The organism is Emcibacter sp. (genome assembly GCF_963675455.1).
Classification (GTDB): Bacteria; Pseudomonadota; Alphaproteobacteria; order Sphingomonadales; family Emcibacteraceae; genus Emcibacter.
Map to the genome: position 1 here is coordinate 323,446 of NZ_OY776217.1, position 21,318 is coordinate 344,763.

Genomic DNA, 21,318 nt, shown 5'->3' on the forward strand with positions numbered 1-21,318 from the left:
TTAATTTAACTGTAGCGGTTGCCCTAGAAGGTCAGTAGAGGGGCAATCACCAGCGAAACCAGCGCCATCACATTGATCAGGATGTTCATGCTGGGACCGGAGGTATCCTTGAAGGGATCGCCGACCGTGTCGCCGACCACTGCGGCGGAATGGACATCAGAGCCCTTGCCGCCAAGGTTGCCTTTTTCGATATATTTCTTGGCATTATCCCAGGCGCCGCCGGCATTGGCCATCATCAGGGCCATCAGAACACAGCCCAGCAGGGCCCCGCCGAGCATGCCGCCAAGGCTTTCCGCCCCAAGCAATTTGCCTACCAGCACCGGTGTGACAATGGCAATGGCGCCCGGAATGATCATTTTCTTGAGCGCCGCCGTGGTGGCGATATCCACACACTTTTCCGTATCCGGCTCGGCAGTACCCTCAAGCAGGCCGGGGATCTCCTTGAACTGCCTGCGGATCTCCACAATCATTTCCATGGCTGCATCGCCCACCGCCGTCATGGTGATGGAGGCGATCAGGAACGGCAGCGTTCCGCCGATGAACAGGCCCACCAGCACCTTCGGATTATCCAGTTGCAGGCTGAAGTCCGGGATATTGCTGGACACCGTGGCCACAAAAGCGGCAATGATGCTGAGCGCTGCCAGCGCCGCGGCCCCGATGGCAAAACCCTTGCCGATGGCGGCCGTGGTATTGCCCAGCTCATCCAGGCTGTCGGTGATGTCGCGGGTGTCTTTGCCGAGACCGGCCATTTCCGCAATACCGCCGGCATTGTCAGCGACCGGGCCGTATGCATCAATGGCCATGGTGATACCAACCGTCGCCAGCATGGCGATGGCGGCAAGACCGACGCCGTAAAGTCCGGCAAACATGGTAGACAGGAAGATGATGACACAGATGGTCAGCACCGGGATCACCACCGACTGCATGCCAACGGCCAGACCGGTGATCATAACCGTTGCCGTCCCGGTTTTACCGGATTCTGCAATGCGCCGCACAGGCGCACCGGCTGTGTAATATTCAGTGATCAGGCCGATGATGATGCCGCCGACGGCGCCGCAGATGATGGCATACCATTTGGTCACATCAATACCGAAATGCTGAATAACGAAATAAGCCGCCGCAATAAACAGCACGGCCGCACCGATGGTTCCGGTCCTGAGCGCCTTTTCCGGTGAGCTGCTGGACATCAGCGTGACCAGGACAATGCCCAGAATAGAACAGATCAGGCCGATGGAAGCCAGCATCAGCGGCAGCGACATCAGGTTGGCCTGGTTGGCCACCGCCAGGGTTTCCGCCAGCGCAATGGTGGCAATCATGGAGCCGCAATAGGATTCGAAAATATCCGATCCCATGCCGGCCACATCACCCACATTGTCGCCCACATTGTCGGCAATCACACCGGGGTTACGGGGATCGTCTTCCGGGATACCGGCTTCCACCTTGCCGACAAGGTCGGCGCCCACGTCGGCGGACTTGGTGTAGATACCGCCGCCAACACGAGAGAACAGGGCCACGGTGGAGGCGCCCATACCGAAACCGTGAATGGCTTCCGCATGTTCCGCACCGAAGTAGTAATACAGCAGGCCCAGGCCCAGAAGACCAAGCGAGGCCACACAGAGGCCCATGATGGAGCCACCGTAAAAGGCCACTTTCAGGGCCGCAGCTGCGCCTTCGTTATGGGCCGCCATTGTCGTGCGGGTGTTGGCCTTGGTGGCGGAAAACATGCCAAGATAACCGGCAACGCCGCTGGCCACGGTTCCGGCGATGAAGGAAATCGTGGTTTCCTGTCCCAGGTAATAATAAAGCGGGATAATGATGACGATGTTGAACAGGAACAGCATTTTATATTCGCGGTTCATGAACACCATGGCGCCCAGATGAATCTGGTCGCCGATTTTTGCCACTTTTTCATTGTCAACTTTATGGCTGACGACAATTCTGTATAAAATAAATGCCACAACAAGGCCCAGAAGGCCCAACGCCGGTGGATATAATGCTAAATCCGCCATATTCACTCCTCAGATTAAATCAGTTAGAACTACCTATATTTTAAAATTATTTATCTTTGCTGCGGGCTTATCTCCCGCAAGCCCGAAAAAACGTTAAATCATCTATGGGACGTTGGCAAGATTCATGCTGACAAAGCCTCATATTTGGGTATATTGCGGCGCAACAGAGTCCAAACCTTAAATTCAAGACAAACAGGTGAATATTCATGCCACAAGTACACTTGATCAGTGCCGGTCTTAATCCCCCCGAAGAAATCAATGTGATCATCGAGGTTCCCGCCGGCGGCGCCGCGGTAAAATATGAAATGCACAAACGCTCCGGCGCCATTCTGGTCGACAGGATCCTGCATACCCCCATGCGCTATCCGACAAACTACGGCTATATGCCGCACACCCTGTCCGAAGACGGCGATCCCTGTGACGTGATGGTGGTGGTCGACGAGCCACTTGTACCCGGCTGTGTGATCCGCGCCCGGCCGGTCGGTGTGCTGCTGATGGAAGACGAAGCCGGCGGCGACGAGAAAATCCTCGCCGTGCCGGATGTAAAAACCGACCCCACATACAAAAACATCAAAACCTATGAGGACCTGCCCGAGATTCTGATCCAGCGTATCCAGCATTTCTTTGAACATTACAAGGATCTGGAAGACGGAAAATGGGTCAAGGTAACCGGTTGGGACGGCCCTGAAAAAGCCAAACAGATGATTCTCGACGGGATCGAGCGGGCGAAAACGGAAGAAGCCGAGGCGGAAGCCTGAGCCCAATCCTTCCTTATAACAGAATTAGAAAAGGCCCCCACATTCCAGGGGCCTTTTTTTGTGAAAGTGTAAAAACTCCTGACAATGAGTCGGAATAATTTACACTTTTTTCGCCAACAAAAATTAGATCTTACTAAATGACATTGTTTCAAAAGGATAAACAGCTAATTGGTACATTTTTTGCTTCCCTCCGACTATTCGATTAAAATATTTAACAAATTTATCGGGGGTCATTCCTAATGAAAAAATTGATAATGAGCGGCATAATCGCTCTTGTATGTGGTGCATCTTCAGCAAGCGCAGAAATAATCAACATCGATTCCTATGACAACGGTTGGTATGATCAGACTGGTTATCATCAATCACCTAATCGAAACATAGTTGTGGGATATTTTCTTGTCCAGTACCGCAACTGGTTCGCTTTTGACCTATCATCACTTTCTGGGCCGGTATCGAGCGCCAGCATTACTGTCCGAGCTAACGGAAGCTATATCACCCGGGATTCTTCAGAAACTTTCCAGCTAAATGAATTCTCCGGTGATGTCACTGCATTGGCAGCTGGTGGTACAGGCCTAACCAGCATGTTTGATGACCTAGGTGATGGCGACAATTATGGTTCATATGAATATTTTGGAACCAGTGGTTCACCTATGGATCAATTCTCGATTGATTTGTCAATGGCGGCCCTTGACGATATAAATGCAGCAATATTAGGAGATGGTTTGTTTGCACTTGGCGGTTCTTTAGCCAGTCTATCTGGACAGACAGGCGCAACGGAAGCAATATTTACAGCTTCCAATGTGCACTCAGCTGCGTTTCTAACCATTGAATTCGGTGAAGTAGTTGACACACCGGAACCTGCCGTCCTTGGCCTGCTGGGTCTTGGCCTTGCCGGCTTCGGCCTGGCGCGTCGCCGCCGCAGCTAAGCAGGAAGTCATTTCAAATCAAAGGCCTCCGACATCGGGGGCCTTTTTTCTGTTTCCCCTCAATGACTTTTCTCTTATAACCGCTCTATGAGTTATTCATCCTTGCGCGATTTCATGGAACATCTTGAGCAAACCGGCCGTCTGGTGCGGGTGACGGAACCTGTGTGCACAGACCTGGAAATGACCGAGATCCAGACCCGGGTGCTGGCCGAGGGCGGCCCGGCAATCCTGTTCGAAAACCCGGTCGGCCCCAACGGCGAGAAATACTGCATGCCGGTGTTGGTCAACCTGTTCGGCACCGTGGAGCGGGTCGCCTGGGGCATGAACAGAGAGCCCGCCGAACTGCGCCAGGTCGGCGAGGATCTGGCCGTGTTACGCCAGCCGCAGCCGCCGCGGAATATCCGCGACGCACTGGACATGCTGCCGATCGTCAAGAAGGCCATGACCATGTCACCGAAGACGGTGAAAAAGGCCCCGGTGCAGGAAGTGGTGCTGACCGGCAATGATATTGACCTCAGTAAACTTCCCGTCCAGGGCTGCTGGCCCGGCGAACCGGCGCCGCTGATCACCTGGCCGCTGGTGGTGACCAAAGGCCCGGGCAAAGTGGCCGAGGATGATTTCAACCTGGGTATCTACCGCATGCAGGTGCTGAATAAAAACCAGACCCTGATGCGCTGGCTCAAACACCGCGGCGGCGCACAGCATTACCAGCGCTGGAAAAATGAAAAGCCCGAGCCTTTGCCCGCGGCCGTGGTTCTGGGTGCCGACCCCGCCACTATCCTCGGCGCTGTAACGCCGGTGCCGGATACCCTGAGCGAATATAAATTCGCCGGACTTCTACGTGGCAAGAAAACCGAGCTCGTCGACTGCAAGACCGTACCGCTGAAAGTTCCGGCCACCGCCGAAATCGTGCTGGAGGGTCATGTGTCGCTTTCAGATTATGGCGATGAAGGTCCCTACGGCGATCATACAGGTTATTATAATTCGGTGGAGCAGTTTCCGGTTTTCACCGTCAGCGCCATCACCATGCGCAAAGCCCCCATTTACCTCAGCACCTATACCGGTCGCCCGCCCGATGAGCCGAGCGTGCTGGGCGAGGCCCTGAACGAGGTCTTTATCCCGCTGCTGCAGCAGCAATTCCCGGAGATCGTCGATTTCTGGCTGCCGCCGGAAGGCTGCAGCTATCGCATTGCCGTGGTCAGCATGAAAAAGGCCTATGCCGGTCATGCCAAGCGGGTGATGATGGGCGTCTGGTCCTACCTGCGCCAGTTCATGTACACCAAGTTTGTCATTGTGGTGGATGACGACATCGACTGCCGCGACTGGAAGGATGTGATGTGGGCCATTTCCACCCGCATGGACCCGGTGCGCGACACCACCCTGATGGAACATACCCCCATTGACTATCTGGACTTTGCCTCTCCCGTTTCCGGCCTGGGCGGCAAAATGGGCCTCGACGCCACCAACAAGATGGGCGGAGAGACCGACCGGGAATGGGGTGAAAAGATCAGCATGGACCGGGCTGTCGTATCCAGAATTGACGACTTGTGGGAAAAACTCGGCCTGCCCGGTTCCGGCAAATCAATCTGGAAAACAGACTGATCGTCACCGGTCAGGTTGGTTGCGGGTCGGCAATCCTCTGAACCACATCAGAGATATGATTGATTGAAGAAAGATGATTCAGAAAATCCTCGGCGGTGAAGTTTTCGGTTATTTTCTGCTGCGCCACCTGCCAGTAGCGCAGGCCGTCAGCAACCACTTCGTTGCCTTTGTCAGTCAAGGATATGATCCGCTGCCTGCGATCCTTCCCGGGAATGACGGTAATCAGTTTCTGCTTTTCCAGCGGCCGCAGATTGCGGGCAACTGTTGATGTATCCATAACCAGCTCATCTGCAAGACCGCTGACGGTGATGTTCTCCAGATGGTTCAACACCATCAGAATGATCATCTGAGTATAACGAATACCTGTTTCATGCAAGGCATCGTCATAAAGCCTGGTTACTGCTCGTGATGCTTTCCGGATATTCAGGCAGACACAAGTATCTATATATTTCTTGATATCACTGCTGGATATTTCCGGACCCTGATTGCCCACGTTACTCTACCCCCTTTCCACTCTGTACAACGCTCGTCGCGTCTTATTATAACCCGTTATATTATTTAGTATTTTCTTATTCTAATATATTCTCAATACACGGCGGGTCAGCATGCAGTTTTTAAGTCACTGTCTTACAATATTAACCATAGGACAGGGCCACAAACAATCATTTAAGTTAAAAAATTTCAATATTTAATTGCTGACGCAAAGAAGCAGTTCATTCTGGCACTGAGAAGGAATTGCTTCTATAAACTAGATTCTATAAACAAAAAAAATGCGTCCAAAGGAAGCAGAAATGTCCCAAAATGAAATTAATATCGCCAAAAATAACCTAAAAAGGTTAGAAACCTTGGTATATCTTGCACAAAAGGCCGGGGCAGACCAGGCAGACGCCGTTTTTTTCTCAAGCGAGTCAGAATCAGTCTCATGGCGACTCGGCAAGATGGAAGATGTCGAGAGATCAGAAAGCAGCGATCTGGGACTGCGGGTCATTATCGGAAAAAAACAGGCAATTGTCTCCTCCAGCGACCTGGGACAGGCCAATCTGGACACTCTGGTCGAACGAGCCCTGGACATGGCGCGAAATGCACCGGAAGATCCCTGGTGCGGCCTGGCTGACAAGAATCTTCTGGCCGGTAAAATACCGGAAGGCCTTGACCTCTATGACGACACAAAAATAGCTGCCGAAAAACTGAAAGAAATGGCCAGGGAAACCGAGGAACTGGCTCTGGAAGTCGACGGCATCACCAATTCCCAGGGCGCCAGCGCCGGCACTTCTGCAACCAGTATCGCCCTGTGCAATTCAGACGGCTTCGCCCAGACCTACCAGTCCAGCAGCTTCAGCCTGAGCGTTTCCGTTATCGCCGGGTCCGGCACAGGCATGGAGCGGGATTACAGCTATAGCTCCAAACGCCATCTGGAAGATCTGGACACACCGGCCAACATTGCCCGGGAAGCCACTGAACGGGCGCTGAGGCGGCTCAACCCGCAAAAGGTAAAAACAACGCAGGTACCGGTGATCTTCGATCCACGGGTATCCCGCACCCTTGTCGGACATCTGGCCAGCGCCGTTAACGGCCAGTCCATTGCCCGGGGCACCAGCTTCCTGAAAGAATCCCTGAACAGGCGGATTTTCCCCGCCGATATCCGGATCATTGACGACCCGCATATTTGCAGAGGTGTTTCTTCAAGGCCGTTCGACGGCGAAGGTGTCGCCAACGGCAAAATGGATCTGATCCGGGACGGAGTCCTGCAAAACTGGATCCTGGACAGCAGCAGCGCCCGCCAGCTCGGCCTGCAGACCAACGGCCATGCCAGCCGGGGAACCTCGTCACCGCCTCATCCGTCGTCCAGCAACCTTTACCTGGCTGCCGGAAAGCCATCCCCTGCGGAACTGATGGCAGATATAAAATCCGGCTTTTATGTCACTGAACTGATCGGCATGGGCGTGAACGGCATTACCGGCGACTATAGTCGCGGCGCCAGCGGGTTCTGGATCGAAAACGGGGAATTGACCTACCCGGTCAATGAAATCACCATTGCCGGCAATTTGAAGGACATGTTCCTGTGTTTAAGCGCCGCCAGTGACCTTGAACTGAAATACGGCACCGATGCCCCGACCCTGCGCATCGAAAAAATGATGCTGGCCGGCAGTTAACACCGGAAATACTTCAGATTAAAATAACAAGGCCTGCCTCCGGAAGGAGGCAGGCCCTAAAATAATCTGTTTCTTCTGGCTTAGAAAGAAGCGCCGACTGAGAAAACAACAGTCGCGTCAGTCATGTCACCAGCCATGTCGGTGTCAACATAGGCCAGACCGAAATCAAGACCACCGTAAGCTACAGAAGCACCGATGCTCCAGTCCAGCTTGCTGTCAAAGAAACCGTCTTCGTAACCAAGGTGAGCTGATACTGTGAAAGGAGTATCGGGAATGGCGGATTCCAGATCGCCGTAAACATAGATATTGTCCTGGTCACCGGTATTGTCGCTGGAGAAAGCATAGGCCATACCAACAGTTGCGGAGGCTACGCCGAGATCAGCCCCTACGGAACCGTATGCTTCGAGGTAATCAGAGCTATTGCCTGAAGGATAAACATACATCAGCAGGCCGATGTCATAGGAAAATCCTTCAATTTCGCCACCATAACCGGCGTAGACGTCCATTTCTGTCTCACCGAAAGCCACGGTATCGTCCATGCTGGACATCCATGTACCTACATAGAAACCACTTTCATGGCTGTAGTCGAGACCACCCTGAATGGCGATGTCTTCGTTGCTGAGGGACACACCACGGAACCGGTACTGGGTTGTGATGGCCACATTGGCGCTGACTTCACCGCCCAGGAAACCTTCTTCTTCTGCAAATGCTGGTGCTGCAGCTGAGGCGATGGCGACAGTAGCAACGGAAGCCAAAATGGCACTCTTAAGTGTTTTCACGTTTCTCTCCTTAAACTTAAATTTATTTTTTTTGAACCTTGGCAAGTTCATACTGCCTTAATTCAATTTTCATGCCAAACTCCACATATCGTTGGTTAACCCATTTATTATCAATATGTTAACAGAAGTTTAACAAGAGAGGCGGTGCTTTGACCAACCTCTGGGGAGTTGTATCGACCCCAATTAAGGCAAAATTTTGTTCAAAAACTGCCTATATTTTTTGCATTTTTATATATTGATTATTTTTTAATCAGCACACTGCGGAAAAATGGCAGAAAAGCTTATATATTTTTGCTGCGACTGCTAAATATACCGCGTAAAAAATAGTTACTGACGGGTCATTTTTTTTGCCAAGGGCACCTTTTGTCGCCTTACGATGTATATCACATCGCAAGGCCACCGGACAACTTGACGGATAAAGTCAGACGTGACACCCTGTTAAGTGACAGGCATTTTCCTGCAATAACGTCGATTGAGATGGGGTAAAATCATGCCGGAAGCCGGATCCCGGGACCTTAAAAAATTACTTCTTGTCCTTGTCGCCATTGTGGCGATTGCCTTCATTATCTGGCCGCTCAGTGTATTTTTCCAGACTTCAGGTTACCGGACCCTGATTTTCTTCCTGGCCCTGGAGGCCGGTATCCTTGTCTGGCAGGAAATGAAGCACAAGCACTGGCTGGAGCAGATCAAACGCCGCCAGTGGCTGCGTATCACCTATCATGCCGGTCTGATTATTTTTGCAATCAGCCTTGCCCTGCTGTCTGAAAAATACATCTTTGAGGGCCTGAACAAGGCCATCGAGTTCCTGCTGCTGGTGGCGCTGGCCATCTTCGGTCTGAAAAAAACCAAGGATTTCCTGATCTAGCCGTCAGGATGCCGGCAGCGAAAGCTCCGGATTCAACCGTTCGCCGTACCAGTTGAGACCCCAGTGCAGATGCGGCCCGGTAGCCCGGCCGGTCATGCCAACCTTGCCCAGGTCCGCCCCCTGCCCGATTTCCTGCCCCTCCTCGACCGCAACAGAAGACAAGTGGCAATAGACGGTACTGACCCCATAGCCGTGATCAATGATCACCGTATTGCCGGTATAATAGAGATCCGCCACCAGCGTCACCCTGCCGCCCCAGGGCGCCACCACCGGCGTGCCTTCCGGCGCGGCAATATCCATACCCGTATGCGGGCTGCGCGGTTTGCCGTTCAATATGCGGTGATTGCCGAAATGTCCGGAAATGCGTCCCTTGACCGGCCAGACCATGGGCTTGCCGAAATCACTGAGGTCGCTGTCCGACTTGCGGGCCGCGTTGACCTTCAGGGCATCCTGGCGAATACGTTCCTGAACCTCCGGCGGCGGCGTCACCATTTTCGGCGGTAGGCCGTCAACGACAGACGTATCATATTTCTGCGCCTGCACCGCAACCGCATATTCTTTTTCGCTGCCGTCTCCATTGACCAGCCGGAAGGTGACTTGTTTTTCTTCCTTCCAGTTGAGGCCAAAAGGGAAATAACCGGCAGGTGTCGTGCGGAGCTGACGGCCCTTGAACCAGACTTCGCCCCCCTCAGGCGCCTTGCCCACATAAAAACCACCCTGGACAAGCTGCTCCGGCACCCGGAAGTCGTCAGCCAGTGCCATAAGCGGGAAGACCAGAAGAATAAAGAATAACAGACGTTTCATCAGAACAAACTCTCCTGACGGCCATCATCTGCCGGCTTTGTGGCTTTTTTGGGCTTTTTCGGCGCCGGTGGCGCTCCGCCAGCTTCCGCCCGGGCTGTCACATGACCATCCCGGAACTCAATATCCAGACCGTCCCCCGGGCGGATATCACCGGCCAGGGTCACCGCTTTACCCGCCGCATCCCGGATCACCGCATAGCCGCGATCCAGCACCCGCTTGTAATTGAGGCTGTCAAACAAACGGGTGGAGCTGTCCAGGGCGCGCCTGTGCTGATCCAGCTGCCTTTGGGCTGCCCGGTCGAGCCGTGCCCCCAGCTCCCCAATTCTTTCTGTCTGCCGCCGGATATCCCGGACCAGAACCTCAGACCTCAGTCTCTGGCCGACCGTGGTCAGACGCAACTTCTGCCGCTCACTCAGGTTTTTCAACGCCCGGGGCAGCCGTTCCGCCATATCATCAAATCTCTGCTGACTGAGAGACAGAAGATCCTGGGGTTTCGGCAGCCCGCGGCCCAGACCCTCGACCCGCTGGCGACGTTCGGCAAGCAGGCGCTGAGTCGCCCGGTTCTGCCGGGCTGCCAGGTCTTCCACTGTATAGACCAGATCGGCCCGCACCGGCACCGCCATTTCGGCCGCGGCCGTCGGTGTCGGCGCCCGCCGGTCCGAGGCATAATCGATCAGGGTGGTGTCCGTCTCATGCCCGACGGCGCTGATCAGCGGGATTTCGCTTGCCGCCGCCGCCCGCACCACGCGTTCTTCATTGAAACTCCAGAGATCCTCGAGACTGCCGCCGCCGCGCGCCACAATCAGCACATCGGGGCGCGGCAGGTCACCGCCCACCGGCATGTTGTTAAACCCTTCAATCGCCTCGGTGATCTGATCAGCGGCCCCTTCCCCCTGGACCAGAACCGGCCACACCAGCACCCGGCGCGGAAAACGGTCATGAAGCCGGTGCAGGATATCTCTGATCACCGCCCCGGTGGGGGACGTCACCACGCCAATGACTTCGGGCAGATAGGGGATCGGTTTCTTTCGCGCAGGGTCAAACAGACCCTCGGCCGCCAGTTTCTTTTTCCTCTCCTCCAGCAGCGCCATCAGCGCCCCGGCCCCGGCCGGTTCCATGCGCTCAATAACAATCTGGTATTTGGACCGTCCGGGATAGGTCGTGAGCTTGCCGGTACAGATAACTTCAAGCCCGTCTTCAGGCCGGAAATTGAGCCTGCCGGCGGTCCCTTTCCACATGACGCCATCGAGAACCGATTTTTCATCTTTCAGCGCCAGATAGACATGACCGGAGGCGGCCTGCTTGAAACCGCTGATTTCACCGCGCACCCGCACATAGCCGAAATTTTCCTCCACATAGCGTTTCAGGGACAGGCTCAGTTCCGTCACCGAATATTCGGGGGCGTTGCTGGACTGTTGTTCGGAGGAATAGGGATAATCTGACATCTGTTCGACGGGCTCTACTTGAATCTCGTTTCGCTTATGGTACAAGAGGGAAATTTTTTTTAACAGGATTAATCTGCATGAATATTCTGATCATCGGTTCCGGCGGCCGCGAACATGCGCTGACTTGGAAAATCGCCCAGTCCCCGCTGGTGGAAAAAATCTTCACCGCCCCGGGCAACGGCGGCATGGACGATATTTCCGAACCGGTGACACTGGATCTGTCCGACCATGGCGCGGTGATCACCTTCTGCGATGAAAATGACGTGGATTTCGTGGTCGTCGGCCCGGAGGCCCCGCTGGTGGAAGGCCTGGTGGACAGCCTGCAGATTGCCGAAATCCCGGCCTTCGGCCCCACCGCCGACGCCGCCCGGCTGGAAGGCTCCAAAGGTTTTACCAAGGACCTGTGCGCCAAATATAATATTCCCACCGCCGCCTACGGCCGCTTTACCGAAGCTGCACCGGCCAAGGCCTTCATTGCAGACAAGGGCGCGCCGATTGTGGTCAAGGCTGACGGCCTTGCCGCCGGCAAAGGCGTCATCATCGCCACCACAGTCGAGGAAGCCCAGCAGGCTGTGGATGATATTTTCGGTGGTCAGTTCGGCGATGCGGGTGCGGAACTTGTGGTCGAGGAATTCCTCGACGGCGAAGAAGCCAGCTTCTTTGTCCTGACCGACGGGGAAAATATCCTGCCGCTGGCCACCGCCCAGGACCACAAGCGGGTCGGCGACGGCGATACCGGCCCCAATACCGGGGGCATGGGCGCCTACAGCCCGGCCCCGGTGATGACCGGCGACCTGATGGAACGGACCATCAACGAGATCATCCTGCCGACCGTGCGCGGTATGAAGGAAGAAGGCCATCCCTTTACCGGCGTGCTCTATGCCGGCCTGATGATCACCGACAAGGGCCCGGAACTGATCGAATATAACGTGCGCTTCGGCGATCCCGAATGCCAGGTGCTGATGATGCGCCTGAAGTCGGACATTGTCCCGGCCCTGATGGCAACCGCCAGCGGCACCCTGGACCAGGAAAGCCTCGACTGGCATGACGACAAGGCCCTGACCGTGGTCATGGCGGCCAAAGGCTATCCCGGCAGTTACGAGAAAAACACCGAGATCAAAAACCTTGCCGCCGCCGGATCCGACAAGGATGTGGTCATCTTCCATGCCGGCACCAAAAAACAGGACGGCAAAATCCTCGCCACCGGCGGACGGGTGCTGAATGTGACCGCCCGGGGCGAAAGCATCACCGAGGCGCAGAAAAAAGCCTATACCGCCCTCGATAAAATCGACTGGGACAACGGCTTCTGCCGCCGGGACATCGGCTGGCGCGCCATTGAGCGGGAACAATCCTGACATACGAAAATTTACCCCCCATTAATTGTGACACTTTTATTGCATTAATGTGACGACCGTGGAATCATGCCGCCCAATTTAGATGATTCTTATCCGAGGGGATGGCATGACCGATATAACGGCAGCGGGGGACCACAATAAACAGCTTTGGCAGACGATCCTTCAATGGTGTTTTGTCGCTTTTCTGGTCTATCTGCTGATCTGTGCGGTCGGTATGATCGGCTCCGGCTTCAAGGGGGCCACCAAGGGCCATGCGGAAGAGCTTTTCGCTTTTGCCACCAATCCCTTCATGGGCCTGATCATCGGGGTGATCGCCACCGCCATGATCCAGTCTTCCTCAACCGTTACCTCGATCATTGTCGGCCTTGTCGCCGGCGGCCTGCCGGTGGAAACCGCCATTCCCATGATCATGGGCGCCAATATCGGCACCACCATCACCAATACCATTGTCAGCCTTGGCCATGTGCGCAAAAAGAAGGAATTCCGCCGCGCCTTTGCCGCCGCTACGGTGCATGATTTCTTCAATGTCATGGCCGTGATCATCTTCCTGCCGCTGGAAATCATGTTCGGGATTTTGGGCAAGGTCGGCGGCTGGCTGTCCTCCCATCTGGTCGGCGGCGAAAGTATGAGCGTCAAGGGCCTCAATTTCGTCAAGCCGGCCACAAAACCAGTGATCAATGAATTCAAGGATATCGCCCATCTGATCTCGGCCGACGCCGGCAGCATCATCCTGATTATCTTTGGCGTGGCGCTGATTTTCATCGCCATCACCTGGATCGGCCGGTTGCTGAAAAAACTGATGGTGGGACGGGCGAAAAGAATCATGCACGGCGCCATCGGCAAGGGCCCGATCAGCGGCATTACCTCCGGCGCCATTGTCACGGTGCTGGTGCAGTCGTCCTCCACGACCACGAGCCTGATGGTGCCGCTGGCCGGCAGCGGCGTGTTCCGGCTGAAACAGATTTATCCCTTCACCCTTGGCGCCAACATCGGCACCACCATCACCGCCCTTCTGGCGGCTACGGGCGTCAGTGGACCAACCGCAGTCCTGGCCCTGCAGGTGGCGATGGTGCATCTATGTTTTAATATCGCCGCTGTACTTTTGATTTACGGCATCAAGCCGCTCCGGCAGTTGCCCATGGCCGGCGCCATGTGGCTTGCCAGGGTCTCCACAGAGAATAAAATTTATGCCATAGTCTACCTGCTCGGGGTGTTTTTCGTCGCCCCCGGACTGATGGTTCTTCTTTACAGGGCATTTAGTTGAGGAAACAAGAAATGGCAGAAAAAGACCTTTCACAACTCTCCAATAAAAAGCTGAAAAAGCTGATCTCCGATACCGAAGAAATGCTTGAGCTGATGAAGGAAGAGCTCGAGGAGCGGGAACTGCGTTCCCAGCATGAAGAAGTCGAGCATCTGGAGGAACATATGGACGAAGCTGAGCACCGCATGGGCAACCTGAAAACCTTCCTCACCACCCTGTTTCAGGAGATGAAGAAGGATAAATCCTAGTTTTCCAGCTCAAATGTTATCTTATGTTTTACATCATGGGTGGCGACCGGTTTGCCATCTTGGATAGCAGGGGCGTAACGAAAGCGTTCAACAGCCTCACGGGCTGCTTTTTCAAAAGCTTTGCTTCCTTCAACCATTTCGATGTCCCTGACCATACCGGCTTCATCTATGGTGAAACTAAATACAACACTCCCTTCTTCACCTTCATGTACAAGTTCTTGGGGGTAATCAGGCTCGCTCCAAAATATTGGTTTAAAAGTATCCACTTTTTCAGATGGATTCGCTTTTGCTATCGCAATACAATGCTCTGTTGCTTTTTCCCGCTGACCGAGCAATTCATATGTTTGAACTAAAAATGCGTGACTGTTTTGTAGGCGCGTATCCCTTTCCGGCAAATTTTTAGTAAATACTTCGTGCGCGCGCGTGAAATAAAACAATGCTTCTGAATATTTCTTTCTGGCCAGATATAGCTTACCGATATCTAAATAAGGCACATAGGTTTTTGAATCATCTTCTCCAAATACCTCTATAGAAATTTCATATATCTGCTGGTATTTTTCTTCGGCGTCCTCAAAACTGCCTTCGGCCGTATTCAGAGCAGCTTGAACTTTTAAAATGGCTGCCATTAAAAGCCTGTTCTCTACATGGTGGGTTTTGTATATATCCTCAACTTTAGAAAGATAGAAAATCGCCTTTTCGCTCTCAGCTCTTTTGGCGTATCCCAGTGCCTGACTGTAATAGATTTCAAAAAGGGCCGGACTATCAGGCGCGAAATTATTCCCAAGGCTGCCTAGCGCTTCTTCATTGATTTCCAGATATTCAGGATTTCCAAGTTTTTCCAATGTCTGACCATATTGTGAAGTGGCCATGAACCTGAAAAAGTGCCCCTGCCGGAATAACTCCCTGCTCAAAACGTATGCTCTTTCAGCATATTCAAGGGCAGCGTTGTAATTCCGAGCTTTATATTCCTTATTGAACTTCTGCATTACAGCCGAAAATTCTGTTGTCTTGCCTCTCTCATTCGCAAAAGCATTACCAGACAGGAAAACGGTAAAAACCACCACAAATAATCTTAACCAAAACCCCATATGTCCCCCGATAATTCTAAAATTTAGTTCTCCAGCCGGTCCTTCATGTCCTTCATACGAACATCCGAGACAATATGCACATCCCGCTGCGGGAACGGCATTTCAACTGTGTCGTCCTGCTGGAATTTCTTCCAGATCAGGTAATAGACTTCGCTCGCCACATTGGTCACCCCATGTTCGCTGTCGGCGATCCAGGCGCGAAGTTCCAGGTCGATGGAACTGTCGCCGAATCCCTTGATCAGCACCCGCGGCGCCGGGGCCTTCAGCACCCGCGGCGTTTCATCGGCTGCCTCCAGCAGGATCTCGATGGCCCGGTCTACATCGGAACTATAGGAAATTCCCACCGGCAGATGACGGCGCACTTCCTTGTTGGTATAGGTCCAGTTGATCACCGGCTGGGTGATCATGTCCTCGTTCGGCACCAGATGTTCACGCCCGTCGCGGGAAATCACCGAGGTATAACGGGCCGCCAGCTTGTCGATGCGGCCGTAGGTGCCGGAAACCTCGATCACGTCACCCGGTTTAATCGACCGGTCCAGGAGCAGAATCACGCCGGAGATAAAGTTGGACACCACCTTCTGCAGGCCGAAACCAAGACCCACACCGATGGCGCCGCCAAAGACCGCCAGCGCGGTGAGGTCAATCCCCACACTGGACAGGGCAATCAGGAATGCGAACGTGACCAGCAGGATACGCGAGACCTTGCCCAGCAGCACCCGGGCGGACGGCGTCACGGTGGGCACTTTCCTGAGCCAGTTTTCCATCAGGTTAGCCAGCAGGTTGCCGATCCAGACCAGCACCATCAGGGTCAGTACGCCGATGATGAACCCAAGCACACTGATTTCCGCCTCACCAAGGGAAAAGCGGGTCTGGTCCAGCATATCCATGGCCGGGTCGAGCCAGCCGACAATATTGAGCGCCACCAGCAGCCAGACAAAAATCCGCACAAGCCGGGCGATTTCCCGGGTCTTGATCAGGTTTGTGGCCAGCCGGATCAGGATCCAGGCGGAAAGCAGGCTGATGAACACCCGCATCACTGTCGTCGGCGTTTCCTGGGCCTGCATGATGGTCTGGGCGACCTGCAGGAAAATCAGCCAGATGACCGGCAAATAAAGTGGGTTGAGGTACAGTTCCTCCAGTCTCTTGAAGGTATTTGTTTCACCCCAGAGCTTTTTGACCAGCGGCTTAAGCCAAAAAACAATGCCGGAGCTGATCAGCAACATGACAAAAACAGTCGCCAGCTGCGCAAGGCTTTCGAAGGTCAGGACATCCCCCTGTACCCACTCTATCAACTGCCGGGCGAGATCCCGGCTTCTGGCAATTATCTCTTCCATTTCACGAGTTTACCCGCTTTCCCCGAAAAAGCAAAAAGGGAATTCAGCGCCGGGTGCGGAAGAACTCACGGAGCAATGCCGCCGCCTGCTCTTCGCCCGGTCCGCCGTAGACTTCCGGCCGGTGATGACAGCTTGAGGAGGAAAAAATCCGCGGGCCATGATCGACTCCGCCGCCCTTGGGGTCAGACGCCCCGTAATATAAACGGCGGATACGGGCAAAGCTGATCGCCTGGGCGCACATGGGGCAGGGCTCCAGCGTCACATACAGGTCGCAGTCCACCAGCCGTTCACTGTCCAGCACCCGGCAGGCATGACGGATGGCCAGCAGTTCCGCATGGGCGGACGGATCCTTGTCCAGCAGCACCCGGTTATGGGTTTCCGCCAGGACCCGGTCGGTGGGACCATGCACGATCACCGCGCCGACCGGCACTTCGCCAAGATCGGCGGCTTTGGCGGCAAGGGCCAGCGCACGTTCCATATGAGATGACATCATCATGGGGGCAGAGTGCGTTTTCATGCTATAAAGGTCAAGATCAAACAGTCTGATACGAAGGATGGCCCAAAGGATTACCCAAAGGATTACATTGATTTTTCCCGCAATAAGCCTATGGTGCGCGCTTGTTTATGGAAAACGGATATGACCGAAGAAAAAACTGAAGATACCCCCCAAAGTCAAAATGAACCTCGGGGGGAACGCATCGCCAAACTTCTGGCCCGGGCCGGTGTCGGCTCGCGCCGGGCCGTGGAGCGGATGATCGAAGCCGGCATGGTCAAACAGAACGGCCATGTCATCACCACACCGGCCACCCTGATCACCTCGACCGAGGGCATCACCGTCGACGGCATGAAAGTGAAGGCGCCGGAACCTGCCCGTCTGTGGCTTTATCACAAGCCTGCGGGACGGGTGACAAGCTATCATGACCCGGAGGGGCGCCCGACCATTTTCGAGGCCCTGCCCGCCAATCTGCCGCGGGTGATTTCCGTCGGCCGGCTCGACCTCAATACGGAAGGACTGATCCTGCTGACCAACGACGGCGAACTGAGCCGCTGGATGGAACTGCCGGACACCGGCTGGCTCAGGACCTACAAGGTCCGGGCGCACGGCCGGATCAGCAAGCGACGCCTGGAACAGGTCCGCGAAGGTGTGACCATCGACGGCGTGGTTTACCGGGAAGTGGAGATCGAGCTGGGTGAACAGGAAAAATCCAATGTCTGGCTGACCGTCGGCATCCGCGAGGGAAAAAACCGCGAAGTCCGCAAGCTGCTGGAATTTGTCGGCCTGCAGGTCACCCGCCTGATCCGCCTGAGCTATGGTCCCTTTGACCTGGGCAAACTGCAGCGCGGCGCTGTTGTCGAGGTCGACAAGGACGCCCTGCACCAGCTGTGCCGTCCCTTCTTTGAAGCCCGGGGCATGGAAGTAGCGGAAGAGAAAAAACCGGCCGCAAAACCGAAACAAAAGACAGGCTGGGCCAAGGCAAAACCCAAAGCAGGTGGCCGGGCGAACCCCCGCCGGGACAGCAAACAGCGCCAGAAAGCGGCAGAGGACGCTTCCCTGACGAAGAGAATCGACCGTAAAACCGCAAAAAGAGCTACCGAGAAACAGAGCCGCGGAGCCCAGCGCAAACCAGCCGCCACCGGACCTGTACGGAAAAAATGAGACTGATTGCGGGGAAATACCGGGGCCGTCGGCTCAACACGCCCCCGTCCAGTCACATCCGCCCGACCACGGACCGCATGCGGGAAACATTGTTCAATCTTCTGCAAAACAGCATCGGTCTGGATTTCGAAGGACTTCATGTGCTCGATGCCTTTGCCGGCACCGGCGCCCTGGGTCTGGAGGCCCTGTCCCGCGGGGCGGAGCGTGTGATCTTTGCGGACAGTGACAAGCGGTCCCTCGCCCTAGTCAGGGAAAATATCCGGCTTCTCAAGGCAGAGGAGCAGTGCCGCTGCCTCGGCATAGATGCCCTGCGCCTGCCCGCACCAGACGTCCCCTTTGGTCTTGTCTTTCTTGACCCGCCTTATCACAAGGGCCTGATTCGGCCGACCATCGATAATCTTCTGAACAAAAGCGCCCTTGCCGACGACTGCCTGGTGGTTGCCGAATGCGCCCACGACGAAGATCCGGACTTCCCGCCTGAGCTGGAAGAAATATCCTCAAGAACCTACGGCGACAGCAAAATCACCATCCTCAAATTTAATAACTAGAAATTTGTTTATTTTATACAACTAATAGTTGTATATTATCTCCATGATGGAACCGGATGATTCCCCTTTTGACCTGGCAGACTATCTGGACATGGTCCAGCGAGACCGGATCGATACCATAGACTGCCTGAAATTCCTGCTCGAGGAAGCTCGCAAAAGCGACATGATATCCGTGGTGGAACTTCTGGAAAGGGCGATCCCGGAGGTCGAAGCCGCCTTTGCCGATGAGAGCTAACGACGACCGAACAGCTTTTCCACATCGGAAAGCTTGAGTTCCACATAGGTCGGCCGCCCGTGATTACACTGACCGGAATGGGGCGTGGCCTCCATTTCCCTGAGCAGGGCGTTCATTTCATCGGTCGTCAGCCGCCGGCCGGCCCGCACACTGCCGTGACAGGCCATGGTCGAACAAACCTCCTCCAGTCGTTCCTTCAGGGACAAGGTCTCGTCCAGTTCGGCAAGCTCGTCGGCCAGGTCCCGCACCAGCCCCTTGATGTTTGTATCGCCGAGCAGGGCGGGCGCTTCCCGCACCACAACGGCGCCCTCGCCGAAAGCTTCCAGCACCAGGCCAAGCTCTGCCAGTTCTTCGCTGCGGGCGGCCAGTCTCTCCGCGGCGCCCTGATCCAGCTCCACCACTTCCGGCAGCAGCAAGGTCTGGCGGGGGATGCCGGTCTCCGCCATATTGTTTTTCATGCGCTCATAGACCAGCCGCTCGTGGGCCGCATGCTGATCGACCAGCACGATCCCGTTTTCCGTCTGGGCGATGATATAGGTCTCGTGCAGTTGCCCCCGGGCGGCGCCAAGGGGATATGTTGTCAGGTCAGGGCGGCCAGCCGCTTCCTGCGCCTGTTCCGGCTCGTGGCGGCCCATGGGCGGGGCAAAAGCCTCTTCCCCCTGCTCGCCGAGCCCAAGCTGGCGTCCCGACGTCAGCGGCCTCTGAAACTCCGTGCCGCGGTCGGCAAATCCGGACGGATAAGACGGCACAGTGCGATAACGGCTATAATTACCCTGATACTGACCTTTATATTGCGGAAGAGACGATTCGGACAGTTCCGGCCGCATGGCGCCCAGCGCCTGATCCGCCACCGTACTGGAAGAACGATGCCCGGCGTCGGCCAGAGCCCGCCTGAGGCTGCCGACGATCAGTCCGCGGACAAGACCGCTGTCCTGGAATCGCACTTCAGCCTTGGCCGGATGCACGTTGACATCAACCACCTCCGGCGGCACCTCAAGGAACAGGGCAAGAACCGGATGGCGATCCCGGGCCAGATAGTCCATATAGGCGCCGCGCACGGCTCCGGTCAGAAGCTTGTCCTTCACCGGCCGGCCATTGACGAACAAAAACTGATGCTGGGCATTGCCCCGGTTGAAGGTGGGCAATCCCGCAAAACCGGTCAGGCGCAACTCGTCCCGCTCCACCTCGATGGACAGCGAATTATCGGCAAATTCATGCCCCAGAATCGCTGACAGGCGTCGAAGGCGGCTGTCCAGAAGCTCCCCCTGGGCCGCAGAAACCTGAAAGCTTTTCCGCTCCCCGTCGCTCAGGGAAAAGGCCACATCCGGATGCGCCATGGCCAGCCGCTTCATCACATCAAGGGCATATGAATATTCGGTGCGTTCGGTCTTTAGAAATTTAAGCCGTGCCGGGGTTGCGAAAAACAGGTCCCGCACTTCGACCCGGGTACCGGGATTAAGCGCCGCCGGCTGCAGGGTGGTTTTTTTGCCACCCTCTATTTCGATCTTCCAGCCTTCATCACTGCCTTGCGGGCGGCTTGACATGGCAAAGCGGGCGACGGAGGCAATGGACGGCAGCGCCTCACCGCGAAAGCCCATGGTGGTGATGTGAGTAAGGTCGTCCTCGCGCAGCTTGCTGGTGGCATGACGCTCCACCGCCAGCGCCAGTTCCTCCCGGTCCATGCCGCAGCCGTCATCGCTGACCGAAATTAGATCCCGGCCGCCCCGGACCATCACCACATCGATATTGCGCGCCCCGGCATCGATGGCATTTTCCACCAGTTCCTTGACGGCGCTGGCCGGCCGCTCGATGACTTCACCGGCGGCAATACGGTTGATGGTGCTTTCGGAAAGGCGACGGATTTTCACTTAACTCGATCTCCGGTTAATTTTCTTTTTGATCCCTTGTGAAGGCATCTTAACAAGTCTCTTTGCCACAAAATAGCCCAATCTTTTCACATTGCTGACATGCTGAGGACATAATCTTTCTATAGCGTCCTTAATGTGGTCAGGGCAAACCACAGATAACAGAGAACGCATCAACGATCATTGCCGGGGAAAACACATGAAACTTATACATGGCCTTATTTTCGGTCTGGGACTTGGCGGTCTTTCCGCCGCGCTACTAGGCATTGCGGACAAACATCAGATTATTCTCGCCGTAGGCAGTCTTCTGCTGCTTGCAGTAGAGGTCAAGCTTCTTGTCGATAGCAAATCCGGAAGCAACCAGAGCCGGCCAGGATTCTGAGCAG

General features: G+C 55.1%; 21 protein-coding genes. 12 read left to right on the forward strand and 9 right to left on the reverse strand.

The genetic code is table 11. From position 1 onward, the window contains the following. Positions 1-23: 23 nt before the first annotated feature. A complete protein-coding gene (locus ACORNT_RS01425) occupies positions 24-2,009 on the reverse strand; it encodes a sodium-translocating pyrophosphatase (protein ID WP_321394324.1) in 1,986 nt (661 codons plus the stop codon). A gap of 206 nt (positions 2,010-2,215) precedes the next feature. On the opposite strand from ACORNT_RS01425, the gene ppa reads away from it, so the two are divergent. The 3 genes from ppa to ACORNT_RS01440 all read left to right on the forward strand — a co-directional run bounded on the left by ppa (position 2,216) and on the right by ACORNT_RS01440 (position 5,295). Continuing rightward, the gene (ppa, locus tag ACORNT_RS01430; RefSeq protein ID WP_321394325.1) at positions 2,216-2,767 is read left to right on the forward strand and encodes an inorganic diphosphatase; all 552 of its coding nucleotides are present in this window, start codon (positions 2,216-2,218) and stop codon (positions 2,765-2,767) included. Between the two features lie 239 nt (positions 2,768-3,006). Next, positions 3,007-3,693 carry a PEP-CTERM sorting domain-containing protein gene (locus tag ACORNT_RS01435; protein ID WP_321394328.1) on the forward strand — a complete coding sequence of 229 codons (687 nt, stop codon included), beginning with the start codon at positions 3,007-3,009 and terminating at the stop codon, positions 3,691-3,693. 87 nt (positions 3,694-3,780) lie between these two features. Then, on the forward strand, positions 3,781-5,295 hold the full coding sequence (locus ACORNT_RS01440; protein WP_321394331.1) for a UbiD family decarboxylase: 1,515 nt from the start codon (positions 3,781-3,783) through the stop codon (positions 5,293-5,295). A gap of 10 nt (positions 5,296-5,305) precedes the next feature. Here the strand turns inward: ACORNT_RS01440 and ACORNT_RS01445 are convergent, their stop codons facing one another. Next, entirely contained in the window at positions 5,306-5,788 is a 483-nt protein-coding gene (locus tag ACORNT_RS01445; protein WP_321394335.1) for a MarR family winged helix-turn-helix transcriptional regulator, read from the reverse strand. Positions 5,789-6,086: 298 nt separating this feature from the next. Between ACORNT_RS01445 and ACORNT_RS01450 the strand changes: the two genes are divergently transcribed. Beyond that, entirely contained in the window at positions 6,087-7,448 is a 1,362-nt protein-coding gene (locus ACORNT_RS01450; RefSeq protein ID WP_420717511.1) for a TldD/PmbA family protein, read from the forward strand. A gap of 80 nt (positions 7,449-7,528) precedes the next feature. On the opposite strand, the gene ACORNT_RS01455 is transcribed toward ACORNT_RS01450, so the two are convergent. Beyond that, complete coding sequence (locus ACORNT_RS01455) at positions 7,529-8,227, reverse strand: TorF family putative porin (RefSeq protein WP_321394341.1); 699 nt, start codon at positions 8,225-8,227, stop codon at positions 7,529-7,531. 490 nt (positions 8,228-8,717) lie between these two features. On the opposite strand from ACORNT_RS01455, the gene ACORNT_RS01460 reads away from it, so the two are divergent. After that, complete coding sequence (locus ACORNT_RS01460) at positions 8,718-9,092, forward strand: hypothetical protein (RefSeq protein ID WP_321394344.1); 375 nt, start codon at positions 8,718-8,720, stop codon at positions 9,090-9,092. Between the two features lie 3 nt (positions 9,093-9,095). On the opposite strand, the gene ACORNT_RS01465 is transcribed toward ACORNT_RS01460, so the two are convergent. Continuing rightward, positions 9,096-9,896, reverse strand: coding sequence for a M23 family metallopeptidase (locus tag ACORNT_RS01465; protein WP_321394347.1), 801 nt, complete (start codon positions 9,894-9,896; stop codon positions 9,096-9,098). Beyond that, entirely contained in the window at positions 9,896-11,341 is a 1,446-nt protein-coding gene (gene xseA / locus ACORNT_RS01470; protein ID WP_321394350.1) for an exodeoxyribonuclease VII large subunit, read from the reverse strand. The genes ACORNT_RS01465 and xseA overlap by 1 nt, the downstream gene beginning before the upstream one ends. 77 nt (positions 11,342-11,418) lie before the next feature. Between xseA and purD the strand changes: the two genes are divergently transcribed. The 3 genes from purD to ACORNT_RS01485 all read left to right on the forward strand — a co-directional run bounded on the left by purD (position 11,419) and on the right by ACORNT_RS01485 (position 14,205). Beyond that, positions 11,419-12,696 (forward strand): phosphoribosylamine--glycine ligase, encoded by a 1,278-nt coding sequence (gene purD / locus ACORNT_RS01475; RefSeq protein WP_321394353.1) that lies wholly within the window; start codon positions 11,419-11,421, stop codon positions 12,694-12,696. Positions 12,697-12,802: 106 nt separating this feature from the next. Beyond that, positions 12,803-13,960, forward strand: a complete 1,158-nt coding sequence (locus ACORNT_RS01480) for a Na/Pi symporter (protein WP_321394357.1) — start codon at positions 12,803-12,805, stop codon at positions 13,958-13,960. A gap of 11 nt (positions 13,961-13,971) precedes the next feature. Next, the gene (locus tag ACORNT_RS01485) at positions 13,972-14,205 is read left to right on the forward strand and encodes a hypothetical protein (RefSeq protein ID WP_321394359.1); all 234 of its coding nucleotides are present in this window, start codon (positions 13,972-13,974) and stop codon (positions 14,203-14,205) included. Here the strand turns inward: ACORNT_RS01485 and ACORNT_RS01490 are convergent. The 3 genes from ACORNT_RS01490 to ACORNT_RS01500 are packed head-to-tail and all read right to left on the reverse strand — an operon-like array spanning position 14,202 to position 17,123. Then, positions 14,202-15,293, reverse strand: coding sequence for a TonB family protein (locus ACORNT_RS01490; protein ID WP_321394361.1), 1,092 nt, complete (start codon positions 15,291-15,293; stop codon positions 14,202-14,204). The two genes, ACORNT_RS01485 and ACORNT_RS01490, sit on opposite strands and share 4 nt — an antisense overlap. Before the next feature lie 23 nt (positions 15,294-15,316). Beyond that, entirely contained in the window at positions 15,317-16,627 is a 1,311-nt protein-coding gene (locus tag ACORNT_RS01495) for a mechanosensitive ion channel family protein (RefSeq protein WP_321394363.1), read from the reverse strand. 43 nt (positions 16,628-16,670) lie between these two features. After that, positions 16,671-17,123: a nucleoside deaminase gene (locus tag ACORNT_RS01500; RefSeq protein ID WP_321394366.1), complete on the reverse strand. Its 453-nt coding sequence runs from the start codon at positions 17,121-17,123 to the stop codon at positions 16,671-16,673. Between the two features lie 141 nt (positions 17,124-17,264). Here ACORNT_RS01500 and ACORNT_RS01505 point away from each other — a divergent pair, with 141 nt between their 5' ends. From ACORNT_RS01505 to ACORNT_RS01515, 3 genes are read left to right on the forward strand one after another with little or no spacing between them, the layout of a single operon-like run. Further along, on the forward strand, positions 17,265-18,284 hold the full coding sequence (locus ACORNT_RS01505; RefSeq protein ID WP_321394369.1) for a pseudouridine synthase: 1,020 nt from the start codon (positions 17,265-17,267) through the stop codon (positions 18,282-18,284). Next, positions 18,281-18,832 (forward strand): 16S rRNA (guanine(966)-N(2))-methyltransferase RsmD, encoded by a 552-nt coding sequence (rsmD, locus tag ACORNT_RS01510; RefSeq protein ID WP_321394372.1) that lies wholly within the window; start codon positions 18,281-18,283, stop codon positions 18,830-18,832. The genes ACORNT_RS01505 and rsmD overlap by 4 nt, the downstream gene beginning before the upstream one ends. Positions 18,833-18,875: 43 nt before the next feature. After that, positions 18,876-19,067, forward strand: a complete 192-nt coding sequence (locus ACORNT_RS01515) for a hypothetical protein (protein ID WP_321394374.1) — start codon at positions 18,876-18,878, stop codon at positions 19,065-19,067. Here ACORNT_RS01515 and mutL read toward each other — a convergent pair. Beyond that, entirely contained in the window at positions 19,064-20,935 is a 1,872-nt protein-coding gene (gene mutL / locus ACORNT_RS01520; RefSeq protein WP_321394376.1) for a DNA mismatch repair endonuclease MutL, read from the reverse strand. The two genes, ACORNT_RS01515 and mutL, sit on opposite strands and share 4 nt — an antisense overlap. A 196-nt stretch (positions 20,936-21,131) precedes the next feature. On the opposite strand from mutL, the gene ACORNT_RS01525 reads away from it, so the two are divergent. After that, positions 21,132-21,314, forward strand: coding sequence for a hypothetical protein (locus ACORNT_RS01525; RefSeq protein WP_321394379.1), 183 nt, complete (start codon positions 21,132-21,134; stop codon positions 21,312-21,314). Positions 21,315-21,318: the final 4 nt, after the last annotated feature.